We start from the raw sequence: 13,120 nt of genomic DNA, 5'->3' as shown, positions 1-13,120 counted from the left end.
ACTGTAAGAGTGTTAAGTTTATTTTCCTTTATTAACTTTATCAATATACTTCTGTAAAGCCATTGTCATTGATGGTGTTTCTGGTGTTGGTGCAGCAATATCTACTCGCAATCCTTTTTCTTCTACAGCTTTTATTGTTGTATTTCCAAAAACAGCAATTCGTGTATCGTTTTGTTTGAAATCCGGAAAGTTCTGAAATAAAGATTCTATTCCAGAAGGGCTGAAAAAGACTAAGACATCATAATAAACATTTGCTAAATCGGATAAATCACTAACCACAGTTTTGTAAAAAGTAGCTTGTTTCCAATTAACACCTAAAGCGTTTAAAGTTTCAGGAACTGCTGGTTTTACTTTATCTGTATTTGGTAATAAAAATGTTTCTTCTTTATACTTTTTAATTAATGGAGATAATTCAGAAAACGTACGTTTACCAACATAAATTTTGCGCTTTCTGTATACCACATACTTTTGAAGATAGAAAGCAACAGCTTCAGACTGACAGAAATATTTCATAGAATCTGGAACTTTAAATCGCATTTCTTCTGCAATTCTAAAAAAATGATCTACGGCATTTCTGCTCGTTAAAATAATAGCTGTATAATTATTTAAATCTACCTTTTGTTGCCTAATATCTTTTGCAGATACACCCTCAACATGTATAAAAGGTCTGAAATCTATTTTTACCTTTTGCTTTTCTTGTAAATCAAAGTAGGGTGAGTTCTCTATTTTGGGTTCGGGTTGAGATACTAGAATTGTTTTTACTTTCATACTGGTAAGTAGTTTGTTCTCTTATTATTTGGTAATAAACACCTTGTACAAAATGATGTAAGGTGAGATTTCGAGAGTGCAAAGATACAAAATAAAATAAAAATAATTGCGTTTTATTAAACTTTGATGCGTTTTAAAAGAAGTAATAAGCCCAATAATATTAACAATTAACAATAAAATAACTATCAAATATATAATTGGCAAAGAAGGTTTAAAACTAAACAATAGCAAAGCATTTATAGGAAGTAGTAAAACACCTAAGAAATTCTTATAGCTAATTTTCTGAAAAAGATATTGATCTATTAGCTTATCAATTTCCAAAAGACTCCCAATAAGTCGCTCAATAAGAACCTTTATTAAAATAAAAACAGCAATACTAAAAGATATTTTAAACATTAGATCTATAGAAAGTAACTTGCCATCAGTTATATGCTGATATGAAATAAAGCTAAAAACAGATAATGAAAGAATTAAATTGCCAAATAATAAAGCATCAAATTTGTCGAGGAATTTTTGCTCTCTAGAGTAAATTTTAAGGTATTTATAATTTCCAATAACAAATATGAAATCATCAAAACGTTTTGGAGAAGCCAATTTTGCCATAGCTACGACAAGCAGTCCTGTAACTAATAAAATTGTATATAATTCATTTGATACGATATCTCGAAGCATGGTATAAAATTATTATAAATATTAATACCACGCTTATAATTATTAAGGAATATTTAAAAAAAATGAACGGTTATTAATGTACATTTGCTAAAAATTAAAAAGTTTTAATAGAGTTAGAGAATGAAAGATACGGTTGTTATCATTCCAACATACAACGAAATAGAAAACATTGAGGCTATTATAAAAGCTGTATTCTCTCAGTCTGATAGTATTCATATCCTTATTGTTGATGATAATTCTCCAGATTTAACGGCTTTAAAGGTAAAAGAACTTCAAGCCGATTTTCCCAACAGATTATTTTTAGAAATTCGAAAAGAAAAATCGGGGTTAGGGACTGCCTATATACATGGCTTTAAATGGAGTTTAGACAAGACCTATAAGTATATTTTTGAAATGGATGCAGATTTCTCACATGATCCAAACGATTTAATAAATTTATATAATGCTTGTCATATAGAAGGGGCAGATTTATCTATAGGTTCTAGATACATTACAGGTGTTAATGTTGTTAATTGGCCAATGAATCGTGTTCTTATGTCTTATTGTGCCTCAAAATATGTGCGTATCATTACTGGTATGAAAATTCATGATACAACAGCAGGTTATGTTTGTTATAAACGACATGTCCTTGAGGCAATAAATTTAGATGCTATAAAGTTTATTGGTTATGCGTTTCAAATTGAAATGAAATTTAAAACATATTTAAAGAAATTTAAGATTATAGAAGTACCAGTTATTTTTACTGATAGAACAAAAGGAGAATCAAAACTAAGTTCTGGCATTATTTCCGAAGCCATTTTTGGAGTTATTTCTATGAAACTAAAAAGCCTTTTTAAAAAATAAGAATTTATATGAAGTTAAAATCGACACTTATTAAGAATGCAAATATTGTAAATGAAGGCATTATTTTTAATGGAGACATATTAATTGAAGGTGAGTACATTAAAAAGATAGGTAAATCTATAAGTGCTAAGTCTGCCGATGTACTTGTTGTAGATGCCGAAGGAAAATATTTATTACCTGGAGCTATTGATGATCAAGTTCATTTTAGAGAGCCAGGGTTAACGCATAAAGCTAATATAGAAACAGAATCCAGGGCGGCTATTGCCGGAGGAATTACCTCTTTTATAGAAATGCCAAATACAAATCCTCAAACAACGACCATTGAAAAACTGGAAGAGAAGTTTGAGATCGCTTCAAAAACATCTTCAGCTAATTATTCGTTTATGTTTGGAGGAACTAATGATAATTTGGATGAGATTCTAAAATTAGATATAAATCAAGCAGCAGGTTTAAAACTATTCTTAGGGTCTTCAACAGGTAATATGTTAGTTGATGATATGGAAGTGCTGGAGAAAATTTTCAAGAGCACGAAAATGGTTATTTCTGTTCATTGTGAAGATGAAGCAACTATAAAAAAGAATTTCCAAGAACATTTAGAAACCTATGGAGATGATATTCCTATTAAATATCACTCAATAATAAGAAGTGAAGAAGCTTGTTATTTGTCATCTTCTAGGGCGATAGAATTAGCTAAGAAAACAGGTGCAAGGCTTCATGTGTTTCATCTTTCAACAGGAAAAGAAACAAATTTATTTGACAACAAAATTCCTTTAAAAGATAAAAAAATCACCTCAGAAGTTTGTACACATCATCTGTGGTTTAGCGATGAAGATTATGATGAAAAAGGCACTTTTATAAAATGGAATCCAGCGGTTAAGACCAAAGAAGATAGAGAGCAATTATGGGAAGCTTTATTAGATGATAGAATAGATGTTTTAGCTACAGACCATGCCCCACATACTTTAGAAGAAAAGAAAAATGTTTATACTAAAGCACCATCAGGAGGTCCGCTAGTACAACATGCATTGCCCGCCATGTTAGAAATGTGCCATAAAGGTAAAATTTCTCTGGAAAAGGTCGTTGAAAAAATGTGCCATAACCCAGCAATTTTATTTCAGATTGCAAGGAGAGGGTTTATTAAAGAAGGTTATTTTGCAGATTTAGTGTTAATAGACCTAAATAACCCATGGACTGTAAATAAAGATAATATTTTATATAAATGCGAGTGGTCTCCATTTGAAGGAACAACCTTTAAATCCAGAGTTACACATACATTTTTAAACGGCAGTTTAGTGTATCAGAACTCTAAATTTAGCAATGTGAAAGCAGCCAAACGATTAACTTTTAACAGATGATTTTAAAACGAGTTACTATATACTTAAGTGTTTTAATAGTTATATCAGCTTGTCATGATTTAAAAAAACCTAAGAAACCTGATAATTTAATATCTAAGGAGAAAATGGTTAACGTATTAATAGATGCCAAGATAATATCATCTTCAAATTCTGTTAATAGAAAAATAATGGAAGATCATGGTATTAATTTCAATACTTATGTTTACGAAAAGCACAATATAGATAGCTTGCAGTTTGCTTTGAGCAATGAGTATTATGCTTTTTATATAAAGGATTATGAAGAAATTTTTCTAAAAGTTAAAGATTGCTTGGAAATACTTAAGGTTAAGTTCAAGAAGGAGGAAGAGGAAGAAAGAAAGGAAAAAGAAGAAAGAAGAAAAGATTCGCTTAGGCTGGTATTTACAGAAAAGGATTCTCTAATGCTATTAAAAATTAAAGACTCATTAAAAGTATTGAAAGTAAAGGATTCGGTAGCAGAAATGCTAGTAGAAAAAAGACTTAAGGAAATAAGAAGTGTAATTGATTCTATTTCAGATAAAGACCCCCAAGAGTAGTAATCGTTTTATCTATAGGTTTAAATTTATAGTTTAAAGTCGTTTTAATTTTATGACTACTGTATTTTGTTTCTGTAGATAAGGATATAGCGATATGCCTTGTTAATTGTCTTCGTTTACCAGTTAATTTGGTTTTTAACCAATCTAATTTCCAAGCTAATTTCAATAACCAGTGACTAACCATTTTTTCTGGAGGCTTCACATTTACAGACTCAGACAAAGCTTGTAAAAACTGTTTATAAGTCCAATGCTCTGCAACTAACACAAAACGCTCATTTATAATATCACTTTTTGTGAGTGTTATCATAATTGAAACAACATCTTCAACAGCTATAAGCGCAACCGTTCCAGAAGTATAATATTTAAAACCTCTATGTGCTTTTTTGAATAAACTTCCAGTTCCATAATGCCAAATACCAGCGCCTAAAATAACGCCAGGATTAACAATTACAACATGAAGGCCTTCTTGAGTTGCACGCCAAACTTCCATTTCTGCTCCGTACTTTGTAATCGCATAAACACTATTGTCATCTTCAGGGTTCCAATTAGTACTTTCACTGATTTCCTCATTATTAACAGGGCTTCCTAAGGTTGCTATAGAACTTACATAACAAAGTTTGTTAATAGTGTTTGATAAACAAAGATTTACAATATTAGCAGTACCTTCAATATTTATTTTCCGTAACCTTTGATATTTATCAGGTTCAAAAGAGACAAATGCAGCACAGTGATACACATAGGTAATCCCTGCAAATGCTTCAGATAAAGCAGGAACATCTAAAAGATCTGCCTGTACCCATTCAATGGTTTTAAAAAGCGACTCGTAGTTATTTGTATAAGTGGCAAAAACAGATTTTACATTAGCAAGTTTACGCTCTGTTCTATAAATCGCTCTAATTTTCTCATTACTGCTTGCAAGCTCATAAAGTAAATGAGAACCAACTAAACCCGTACCACCTGTTACTAAAATCATGCAACGAAAGTAATAAATATTTAAGAGTACTTAGATTCAAATATTATCTATATAACTTATTTATTATAAAGATTTATACTAAAACTAACGTGAGTTTGACATATTAAAAACTGACAATCAGTTGTTTAACTATTTTAATAAAGAAACTATGTCAGAAATGACAAACACTTGAAAATCATTGATTTAATATTATTTTTTATAAAAAAATTAGATTGAACTGACGTTAAAACTAGAATAATAATTTGAATTGAAACCTCTATGCCTTATTTGGAATTGCTTTTTCAAATAAAGAATTATTCATAATAGCTAAGTAATTATACATTGATTTTTATCTTTGCATAGTTTTGTAAAAAATTGAAAATAATGATAAAGAACTTTGTTGAAGAATTAACATGGAGAGGTATGATACATACCGTAATGCCTGGAGCTGAAGAGCATTTAATGGAAAGCATGCGTAGTGCTTATGTGGGTTTTGATCCTACAGCGGATTCTTTACATATTGGAAACTTGGTCCCTATTATGCTATTGGCGCATTATCAACGTTGTGGGCACAGACCGGTAGCTTTAGTAGGAGGTGCAACAGGAATGATTGGAGATCCGTCCGGTAAATCTAATGAGCGTAATTTATTGGATGAAAAAACATTACGTCATAACCAAAACGCCATTAAAAATCAATTATCACATTTTTTAGATTTTGAAAGTGATGCTGAAAATGCAGCAGTTTTAGTGAATAATTACGATTGGATGAAAGATTTTTCATTTCTTGAATTTATTCGCGATGTTGGTAAGCATATTACTGTAAACTATATGATGGCAAAAGATTCTGTGAAAAATAGAATCTCGTCTGAGTCGTCTGAAGGGATGAGTTTTACAGAGTTTACATATCAATTAGTCCAAGGCTATGATTTTCTTCATTTATATAAAGAAAAAGACTGTACAATTCAAATGGGAGGAAGTGACCAGTGGGGAAATATTACAACTGGAACAGAATTAATTAGAAGAATAGATAGTGGAAAGGGGTTTGCTATAACGTGTCCACTAATAACTAAATCTGATGGTTCTAAATTTGGAAAATCAGAAGGAGGAAACGTATGGCTAGATGCTAACAGAACCTCACCATACAAATTTTATCAATATTGGTTAAACTCTAGTGATGAAGATGCTGAAAAATATATCAAAATATTTACCTTTTTAACGGAAGAAGAAATTAACGCTTTAGTTGAGACACATAAGGAAGCATCTCATTTGCGTGTTTTGCAAAAACGATTAGCAGAAGAAATTACAATGATGGTGCATTCTAAAGACGATTTAGAAAATGCTATAAAAGCCAGTGATATTCTTTTTGGGAAATCGACTAGTGATGATTTAAAAGGATTGAATGAGCAAACATTTTTGGATGTATTTGATGGTGTGCCACAAACAGAAATATCTCAATCGGATATTGATAATGGCATAGATATTATTGCAGCTTTGGCCGAAAAAGGAGGATTTTTAAAATCTAATGGAGAAGCAAGAAGAGCGCTTAAAGAGAACTCTATTTCTGTAAATAAGGAAAAAGTAAAGGATGATTATTGTGTTACTGCAAAGGATTTAATTAATAATAAGTTTGTGTTATTGCAGCGTGGTAAGAAAAACTATTTTGTACTAAGAGTTATATAAAACAACAAAGCCTGATTTCAGAAATCAGGCTTTGTCTTAACCAATCAACTAAAAACTAATTTTTCTTTTATCTTAGCTGGTGGTTTTGTCGTAACTATTTTAAATAACTTACAGAATGATTAAATTATTTTTTTCGAAACTTATTTTTATAATTAAAAAACCATGAGATTACAGCCACGAATATCCGAATTATCAAAACGACCAATAATTTCGAAGGTATTATTATCATTAACGCGACCTAAATCTTGAGTGGCAATAAAAGAGCAGGAATTTATGTTGGCCAGATCAATAACATTTATACCACCTGTTTTACCTAATGATTGTATCGTAAGCGGATCTTCAGTGTCGCGAGTTAATATACGCATCCAATTAGGATGATTAAAAATTCCATGCCCTTTAGAATATCCTTGACTTAGCAGTTCGGTCATGCCGTATTCACTATGTATTATGTTTACACCAAAGCCTGTTTTTAATTTTGCATGTAAAGCTTCTCTAATAAGTTCTTTTCTTCTGCCTTTCATACCACCAGTTTCCATAATAATGGTGTTTTTTAAATTAAACTGATGTATTTCAATCAAATCCAACAAAGCAAAAGACACCCCAATTAACAATACCTTTTTTCCTTGGGAATCTAATGTTATTAATGTATCTTTCAGTTCTGAATAGTTATTTAAATAAAACCCACTTTCTGTATGTTTTGATTGTTCAATCATAGCATCTACCATATGTATTAGCGAAGAGCCTTCACGTTCTAAATAAGAGGGTAATAATGCCAGAATTACATAATCTTCAATAGGTCCGTAGAATTGCTGAAATCCTTTAGTAAAGCTTTGGGTGTAAATATCTAAATCTGTTACATGGTGTTTACTAGTCATACTTCCAGTAGTACCAGAACTTGAAAAAGTAGTTTTAATAGCGTCTTTGGAACTTAGTACATTATGAGATTTAAAGAACTGAATGGGTAAAAAAGGAATATCCTTTATAGTTTTTACATCGCTGGGATGTTTGTATATCAAATCGCAAAAAGAACGATAAACCCTATTGTTATCAAATTGAAATTTAAAAATTTGTAGTGCCAAATCTTCAAATTCTGTTTGACTATTAATGTTGAAAATAGAATTAGTGTCAATCATAAATTATTCTAAAAGAATTCCTCAAGCTGAGCCTCGTGATTTCTGTTGAAATTGTCATTCCCACACCTGTGCTGAACTTGTTTCAGTAAAATCGAGAATCTAAATAACAAAATTTCGGTTTTCAAACCCTCTGTTTTAAAAGAAACTACTAAAATATCTCTATAACTTCTACTATTGAAAATAGTTTAGTACCAAGAAATTTTTTATTAGAAAGACAAAAATATATAAAATAAAAAGGCGTTACTATTAGTAACGCCTTTTAAATTTATGAATTTACAATATTATTTAATCACCAATTTTCTTGTTTCACTAATGCTGCTTTCAGTAATCTTTAAAATATAAACACCTTTACTTAAGTTTGAAATGTTTAATTCTTTACCAGCTAAAATAACAGAACGAATTTGTTTTCCTAAAACATTGAAAAACTCAATTTTTTTAGTCAGATTACGTTTTGATGTGACATTTATAAATGTTCTGCCAATAGGAGAAGGGTTAGGGTATATAGATAAACCTTCAATATTTTGTTGAATAGGAGGTTTGTTAACATTGTTTTGAGCAAACCCATATTGGGTTGCAGACAATGTTAAAGCTAAAAATAAAATGAATAAGTAGTTTTTTTTCATACACGCTTTTCAACACCATAAAGGTAATAATTTACTACAAAAGTGATGCCAAAAAAGTGTTAAAGATTTCGTTATTTGGTCGAAAGTTTAAATTACTGTAACTTGTCTGTTACGTAAATGTTATTAATTTTGGAATACCAATAAAACAGTACTATTTAGTTTTATCTTTACTCTAAGAAATAAATATAATTTATTATTTAAGTATGAAAAAGAATGATATTAAGATATTATTAGTTGATGATGAACCAGATATTTTAGAGATAGTCGGGTACAATTTGTCGAGTGAGGGATACCAAGTTATTACTGCTGAAAATGGTCATGAAGGTGTTAAAAAAGCAAAAAAGGAGCTTCCACAATTAATCATTCTAGATGTTATGATGCCTGAGATGGATGGTATTGAAGCTTGTGAGTTGATTCGAAAAAGTCCAGATTTAAAGAATAGTATTATTACTTTTTTAACAGCAAGAGGAGAGGATTATTCTCAAGTAGCCGGTTTTGATGCTGGTGCAGACGATTATATAACGAAACCAATAAAACCGAAAGTGTTGGTTAGTAAAGTAAAAGCACTTTTAAGGCGTTTTAAAGAGGAAGATGTTTCCGATACTGTTAAAATAGGAAGTTTGGTAATAAATAGAGATGAGTATAAGATTATTTCTAAAGGTGAAGAAATTATTTTACCCAGAAAAGAATTTGAATTACTATCTTTATTGGCTTCAAAACCAGGGAAGGTTTTTAAAAGAGATGAAATTCTTGATGCTGTTTGGGGCAATGAGGTTGTTGTTGGAGGTAGAACAATCGATGTACACATTCGTAAATTAAGAGAAAAATTAGGAGATACTAGTTTTAAAACCATAAAAGGAGTAGGCTACAAGTTTGTAGAATGATGCAAGCAAAATTTAAAAGATCGTATAAGTTTGCCATAAAAACGGCATTATATATAACCTTATATACAACGCTCTTAATGAGTGTTTTTTTATACTATTTATATGAGTTTAAGTGGTTTTATGTACTTGCTTTTTTAGTAAGTGCCTACATCTTTTCTTTTTTAGTAATTCAATTTAGTGTAGAACGTTTTATATACAGGCGTGTTAAAAGAATATATGATGACTTAACACTCCTGGAGTCAGCTAATTTAAATAAAGGCCCCATAACGACAGATATGCGTACACTTACTCAAGAGATTGATAAGTTTGCCCGAGATAAAAAGCTAGAAATTGAAACTCTAAAAGTTCGTGAAAAGTATAGAAAGGAGTTTTTAGGAAATGTATCTCATGAACTAAAGACGCCTTTATTTACAGTGCAAGGATACATTCTTACATTACTAGATGGTGCTATGAATGACGAAAAATTACTAGAAAAGTATCTAGGGAGAGCCAGTAAAGGTATTGAGCGCTTAGGCTACATTATAAAAGACTTGGATATGATTACTAAATTAGAAGTTGGTGATCTAAGTTTAAATATAGAGAAATTTGATATTGTTGAGTTAGTTAAAAATGTATTTGAGATGTTGGAGATGAAAGCCAGCAAAAGAAAAATCACACTTACCTTTGATACAGATTATAACAATTTAGTGTTAGTTAAAGCAGATAAGGAGCGCATACAGCAAGTATTGGTAAATTTAATTGTTAACTCTTTAAAATATGGAAGAGAAAAAGGAACTACAGAAATAAGCATCGAAAACTTAATAAAAAACAAGGTTATTGTTCGTGTTACAGATAATGGAGAGGGGATAGGAAAAGTGCATCTTCCTCGTTTGTTTGAACGTTTTTATAGAGTTGATAAAAGCGGCTCCCGTAAAGAAGGCGGTTCTGGGTTAGGGCTTTCTATCGTAAAGCATATTATTGAAGCTCACGACGAAAAAATATATGTAGAAAGTGAGTTTGGAGTCGGTAGTGAGTTTTCATTCACACTCGAAAAGGGCGAATAGTTTTTTGAAATTTACATGATAATCAAAGGATTTTAAACCTTTAAAAGAGTCGATGTCTTTTAATTTGTCTAATGTAAAACCCTCCTGATTACAGCTTGATACTAATTCTAAATCAGTCAATCTTTTTGCTAAATATTCTTGTTCAAATTGTCCGGGAGTAGGTATAAAAAAAGCTTTTTTATTAAGTTTAGCTAAATCCATAATGGTTGTATAACCAGGCCTTGATAAGATTAATTTACTCTGATTGATGGTTTTTTCTAATAAATTAGAGGTCATAAAATTGTAAATAGTCATATTCCCTTTAATTTGTATAGTCTGCTCCTTTTCCATAATACCCTTAACAAAAACGACTTTTCCAGTATAATTCTTTAATTCTGAAAAAAGAGTGTCTTCAAGCAATGTACGTTGTGGTTCGGGGCCAGAAAGTAATACCATTAAATCATTTTCAATGTTTAAGTGTTTATTTTCAAACCTACTCAAAGGCCCAATATATTCTGTAGGGATTTCAAAACTATTAATATGTCCGAGTTTGCCACTTAGGTTAATGTCTCCTTCGATATCAGGCACCCAACATACATTAAATTTCTTTATGATTTTTTGATGCATTTTTGTGCTTAGCCATGTGGTGCTTCCTGTTAGAACGTTTAATTGATGCGTTATAAAAACAGATGGTACTTTTTTACTATAAACACCAAGTCGATTATCAGAAATAATCCCTTTAATACCATGAGTTTCTACAATAAACTTTGTCACTTTTTTTTCAGCTTTAATAGCTTTAATCAATTTTGGAGAATCCTTAATAAGTTTTAATTTAAAATGCTTTCCCTTTTTAGCGTATGTTATATTATAAGAAGGTAATTCTATAGACGATAGCTTTGGGAATTCTTTTTGTAAAAGTGTTAAAGCCACTCCATCGCTGGCAATAATGGGTTCAAAGCCGTACGTTATTAATTCATGAATAATAGGAATACTTCTTGTGGCATGCCCTAAACCCCAATTTAAAGGAGCGACTAAAATTCGTTTTTTCATCTGTTAAATATAGCCTGCCTTTGGCTTCACAAAAGGCGGGTTTACTACTATGCCTTTTTTAATTAATAATATGACTAAGTTAAAAAAGATGTTGCTACTATTTCTTATTCAAGTTTTTAGTAAAATCAAAGATAAGCATTATAAACACTCTCGTATATTTCCTTAATTTTACCAAACTTATTCAAAATAATAAGTAATTGTTAACTTAAAAATTTTATAATAGGTTCTCTCTGTCTTACTTTTGAAAATTATAAAACCAGAGAAAAATTTTAAATAATAGTGGGAAGTAAAAATAAACTCAAAAGATTTAAAGAGAACGAAACCTTTTCAAACGTGTTTCAACCATCTAGAGATGAATTGGTTAATGAGACGTATGAGTTAAGAGGTCATTGGAGAACATCTGTATTTAAAAATGAAAACCCATTAGTATTAGAGCTAGGTTGTGGAAAAGGAGAATATTCTGTAGCATTGGCAAAAAAGTATCCTAATAAAAATTTTATAGGGATAGATATAAAAGGGGCACGTTTTTGGAGAGGTGCTAAAACAGCCATTGAAGAGCGTATTCCAAATGTTGCTTTTATAAGAACTCAAATAGAATTAATAGACCATGCTTTTGCAGAAAATGAAGTGGACGAAATTTGGATAACCTTTCCAGATCCTCAAATAAAATATAAGCGTACCAAACATAGAATGACTAATGAAACGTTTTTAAAACGTTATAAAAAAATATTGAAAGAAGAAGGTGTTGTTAACCTAAAAACAGATAGTGAGTTTATGCATGGGTATACACTTGGTTTGCTTCATGGTGCGGGGCATGAGGTGCTTTATGCTAATCATAATGTTTACAAACAAGAAGGAAGCCCAGAAGAAGTTACCAGCATTCAAACATTCTATGAATCGCAATATTTAGAACAAAACAAACCAATTACGTATATTCGGTTTAAAATTAAGCATTAGTGAACATAACTCTTATCTTTATTTTAGGTTTATTTATAGCTTTAATTGGAGTTATTCCTCCTGGCTTGTTAAATATGACAGCTGCTAAAATAAGTTTAAAAGAAGGCCACGCAAGAGGAATTATGTTTTCAATAGGTGTTTGCGTTGTTGTTTTACTTCAAACATATCTTGCCACTGTGTTTGCACGATACTTAAGTAAACATATAGAAGTTGTTGATATTTTACAACGTGTTGCGTTCGTTATCTTTGTATTAATAACCATTTATTTTTTACTTATAGCAAAGCCTAAAATCCCAATCGAAACCCAGATGCGTCGTAGTAAGCATAGTCGGTTTTTTCAAGGCATGTTTCTCTCTGCAATAAATGTGTTTCCTATTCCTTATCAAGCATATATGACAATCACATTGGCATCTTTTGGGTGGATGTCTTTTGGTCAAACAAGTATAATATCCTATGTAGCTGGTGCTGCTATGGGAACTTTTGTTATGCTATATATGTATATTTTCTTTTTTGATAAAATAAAAGGAAAATCGTTTACCTCTCAAAAAAACATGAACTATGTTATTGGAGGAATTACGGGTGTTATTTCGATTATTACACTAATTAATATTATCAAGGAAATGTAGG

General features: G+C 30.7%; 14 protein-coding genes. 8 read left to right on the top strand and 6 right to left on the bottom strand.

Annotated elements, in window-relative coordinates:
* Nucleotides 1-18 precede the first annotated feature (18 nt).
* Nucleotides 19-768 carry a uroporphyrinogen-III synthase gene (locus tag EM932_RS09025; RefSeq protein WP_135876861.1) on the bottom strand — a complete coding sequence of 250 codons (750 nt, stop codon included), beginning with the start codon at nucleotides 766-768 and terminating at the stop codon, nucleotides 19-21.
* A 24-nt stretch (nucleotides 769-792) separates the two neighbouring features.
* Complete coding sequence (locus tag EM932_RS09020; RefSeq protein WP_135876860.1) at nucleotides 793-1,440, bottom strand: DUF4271 domain-containing protein; 648 nt, start codon at nucleotides 1,438-1,440, stop codon at nucleotides 793-795.
* A gap of 120 nt (nucleotides 1,441-1,560) precedes the next feature.
* On the opposite strand from EM932_RS09020, the gene EM932_RS09015 reads away from it, so the two are divergent.
* From EM932_RS09015 to EM932_RS09005, 3 genes are read left to right on the top strand one after another with little or no spacing between them, the layout of a single operon-like run.
* Nucleotides 1,561-2,283, top strand: coding sequence for a polyprenol monophosphomannose synthase (locus tag EM932_RS09015; RefSeq protein WP_135876859.1), 723 nt, complete (start codon nucleotides 1,561-1,563; stop codon nucleotides 2,281-2,283).
* A gap of 8 nt (nucleotides 2,284-2,291) precedes the next feature.
* Complete coding sequence (locus EM932_RS09010; protein WP_135876858.1) at nucleotides 2,292-3,638, top strand: dihydroorotase; 1,347 nt, start codon at nucleotides 2,292-2,294, stop codon at nucleotides 3,636-3,638.
* Nucleotides 3,635-4,192: a DUF4296 domain-containing protein gene (locus tag EM932_RS09005; protein WP_135876857.1), complete on the top strand. Its 558-nt coding sequence runs from the start codon at nucleotides 3,635-3,637 to the stop codon at nucleotides 4,190-4,192. The genes EM932_RS09010 and EM932_RS09005 overlap by 4 nt, the downstream gene beginning before the upstream one ends.
* Here the strand turns inward: EM932_RS09005 and EM932_RS09000 are convergent.
* Nucleotides 4,164-5,165, bottom strand: a complete 1,002-nt coding sequence (locus EM932_RS09000; RefSeq protein ID WP_135876856.1) for an NAD-dependent epimerase/dehydratase family protein — start codon at nucleotides 5,163-5,165, stop codon at nucleotides 4,164-4,166. The genes EM932_RS09005 and EM932_RS09000 overlap by 29 nt on opposite strands.
* A 363-nt stretch (nucleotides 5,166-5,528) precedes the next feature.
* Here EM932_RS09000 and tyrS point away from each other — a divergent pair, with 363 nt between their 5' ends.
* A complete protein-coding gene (tyrS, locus tag EM932_RS08995) occupies nucleotides 5,529-6,824 on the top strand; it encodes a tyrosine--tRNA ligase (protein WP_135876855.1) in 1,296 nt (431 codons plus the stop codon).
* Between the two features lie 152 nt (nucleotides 6,825-6,976).
* Here the strand turns inward: tyrS and EM932_RS08990 are convergent, their stop codons facing one another.
* Nucleotides 6,977-7,957 carry a LuxE/PaaK family acyltransferase gene (locus tag EM932_RS08990; protein WP_135876854.1) on the bottom strand — a complete coding sequence of 327 codons (981 nt, stop codon included), beginning with the start codon at nucleotides 7,955-7,957 and terminating at the stop codon, nucleotides 6,977-6,979.
* Between the two features lie 281 nt (nucleotides 7,958-8,238).
* Nucleotides 8,239-8,580: a T9SS type A sorting domain-containing protein gene (locus tag EM932_RS08985; RefSeq protein WP_135876853.1), complete on the bottom strand. Its 342-nt coding sequence runs from the start codon at nucleotides 8,578-8,580 to the stop codon at nucleotides 8,239-8,241.
* A gap of 203 nt (nucleotides 8,581-8,783) precedes the next feature.
* On the opposite strand from EM932_RS08985, the gene EM932_RS08980 reads away from it, so the two are divergent.
* Both EM932_RS08980 and EM932_RS08975 read left to right on the top strand, forming a co-directional pair.
* Nucleotides 8,784-9,464: a response regulator transcription factor gene (locus EM932_RS08980; RefSeq protein WP_135876852.1), complete on the top strand. Its 681-nt coding sequence runs from the start codon at nucleotides 8,784-8,786 to the stop codon at nucleotides 9,462-9,464.
* On the top strand, nucleotides 9,464-10,507 hold the full coding sequence (locus EM932_RS08975; protein ID WP_135876931.1) for a sensor histidine kinase: 1,044 nt from the start codon (nucleotides 9,464-9,466) through the stop codon (nucleotides 10,505-10,507). Before EM932_RS08980 ends, EM932_RS08975 begins: the two co-directional genes overlap by 1 nt.
* Here the strand turns inward: EM932_RS08975 and EM932_RS08970 are convergent.
* The gene (locus tag EM932_RS08970) at nucleotides 10,481-11,536 is read right to left on the bottom strand and encodes a glycosyltransferase (RefSeq protein ID WP_135876851.1); all 1,056 of its coding nucleotides are present in this window, start codon (nucleotides 11,534-11,536) and stop codon (nucleotides 10,481-10,483) included. The genes EM932_RS08975 and EM932_RS08970 overlap by 27 nt on opposite strands.
* Nucleotides 11,537-11,815: 279 nt before the next feature.
* On the opposite strand from EM932_RS08970, the gene trmB reads away from it, so the two are divergent.
* Together trmB and EM932_RS08960 are read left to right on the top strand one after the other, a co-directional pair.
* Nucleotides 11,816-12,493 carry a tRNA (guanosine(46)-N7)-methyltransferase TrmB gene (gene trmB, locus EM932_RS08965; RefSeq protein WP_135876850.1) on the top strand — a complete coding sequence of 226 codons (678 nt, stop codon included), beginning with the start codon at nucleotides 11,816-11,818 and terminating at the stop codon, nucleotides 12,491-12,493.
* A complete protein-coding gene (locus EM932_RS08960) occupies nucleotides 12,493-13,119 on the top strand; it encodes a lysine transporter LysE (protein ID WP_135876849.1) in 627 nt (208 codons plus the stop codon). Before trmB ends, EM932_RS08960 begins: the two co-directional genes overlap by 1 nt.
* The last annotated feature ends 1 nt before the right edge of the window (nucleotide 13,120 follow it).

The organism is Flavivirga rizhaonensis (genome assembly GCF_004791695.1).
GTDB classification, from domain to species: domain Bacteria; phylum Bacteroidota; class Bacteroidia; order Flavobacteriales; family Flavobacteriaceae; genus Flavivirga; species Flavivirga rizhaonensis.
The sequence above is the reverse complement of the archived record's forward strand: the minus strand, read 5'-3'. Positions and strand labels throughout refer to the sequence as shown.

Coding starts and splice junctions, on each gene's coding strand:
- EM932_RS09015 (WP_135876859.1), top strand. CDS start 1,561: ATGAAAGATACGGTTGTTATCATTCCAACATACAACGAAATAGAAAAC.
- EM932_RS09005 (WP_135876857.1), top strand. CDS start 3,635: ATGATTTTAAAACGAGTTACTATATACTTAAGTGTTTTAATAGTTATA.
- EM932_RS08985 (WP_135876853.1), bottom strand. CDS start 8,580: ATGAAAAAAAACTACTTATTCATTTTATTTTTAGCTTTAACATTGTCT.
- EM932_RS09020 (WP_135876860.1), bottom strand. CDS start 1,440: ATGCTTCGAGATATCGTATCAAATGAATTATATACAATTTTATTAGTT.
- EM932_RS08970 (WP_135876851.1), bottom strand. CDS start 11,536: ATGAAAAAACGAATTTTAGTCGCTCCTTTAAATTGGGGTTTAGGGCAT.
- EM932_RS08975 (WP_135876931.1), top strand. CDS start 9,464: ATGCAAGCAAAATTTAAAAGATCGTATAAGTTTGCCATAAAAACGGCA.
- tyrS (WP_135876855.1), top strand. CDS start 5,529: ATGATAAAGAACTTTGTTGAAGAATTAACATGGAGAGGTATGATACAT.
- EM932_RS09010 (WP_135876858.1), top strand. CDS start 2,292: ATGAAGTTAAAATCGACACTTATTAAGAATGCAAATATTGTAAATGAA.
- EM932_RS08990 (WP_135876854.1), bottom strand. CDS start 7,957: ATGATTGACACTAATTCTATTTTCAACATTAATAGTCAAACAGAATTT.
- EM932_RS08980 (WP_135876852.1), top strand. CDS start 8,784: ATGAAAAAGAATGATATTAAGATATTATTAGTTGATGATGAACCAGAT.
- EM932_RS09000 (WP_135876856.1), bottom strand. CDS start 5,165: ATGATTTTAGTAACAGGTGGTACGGGTTTAGTTGGTTCTCATTTACTT.
- EM932_RS09025 (WP_135876861.1), bottom strand. CDS start 768: ATGAAAGTAAAAACAATTCTAGTATCTCAACCCGAACCCAAAATAGAG.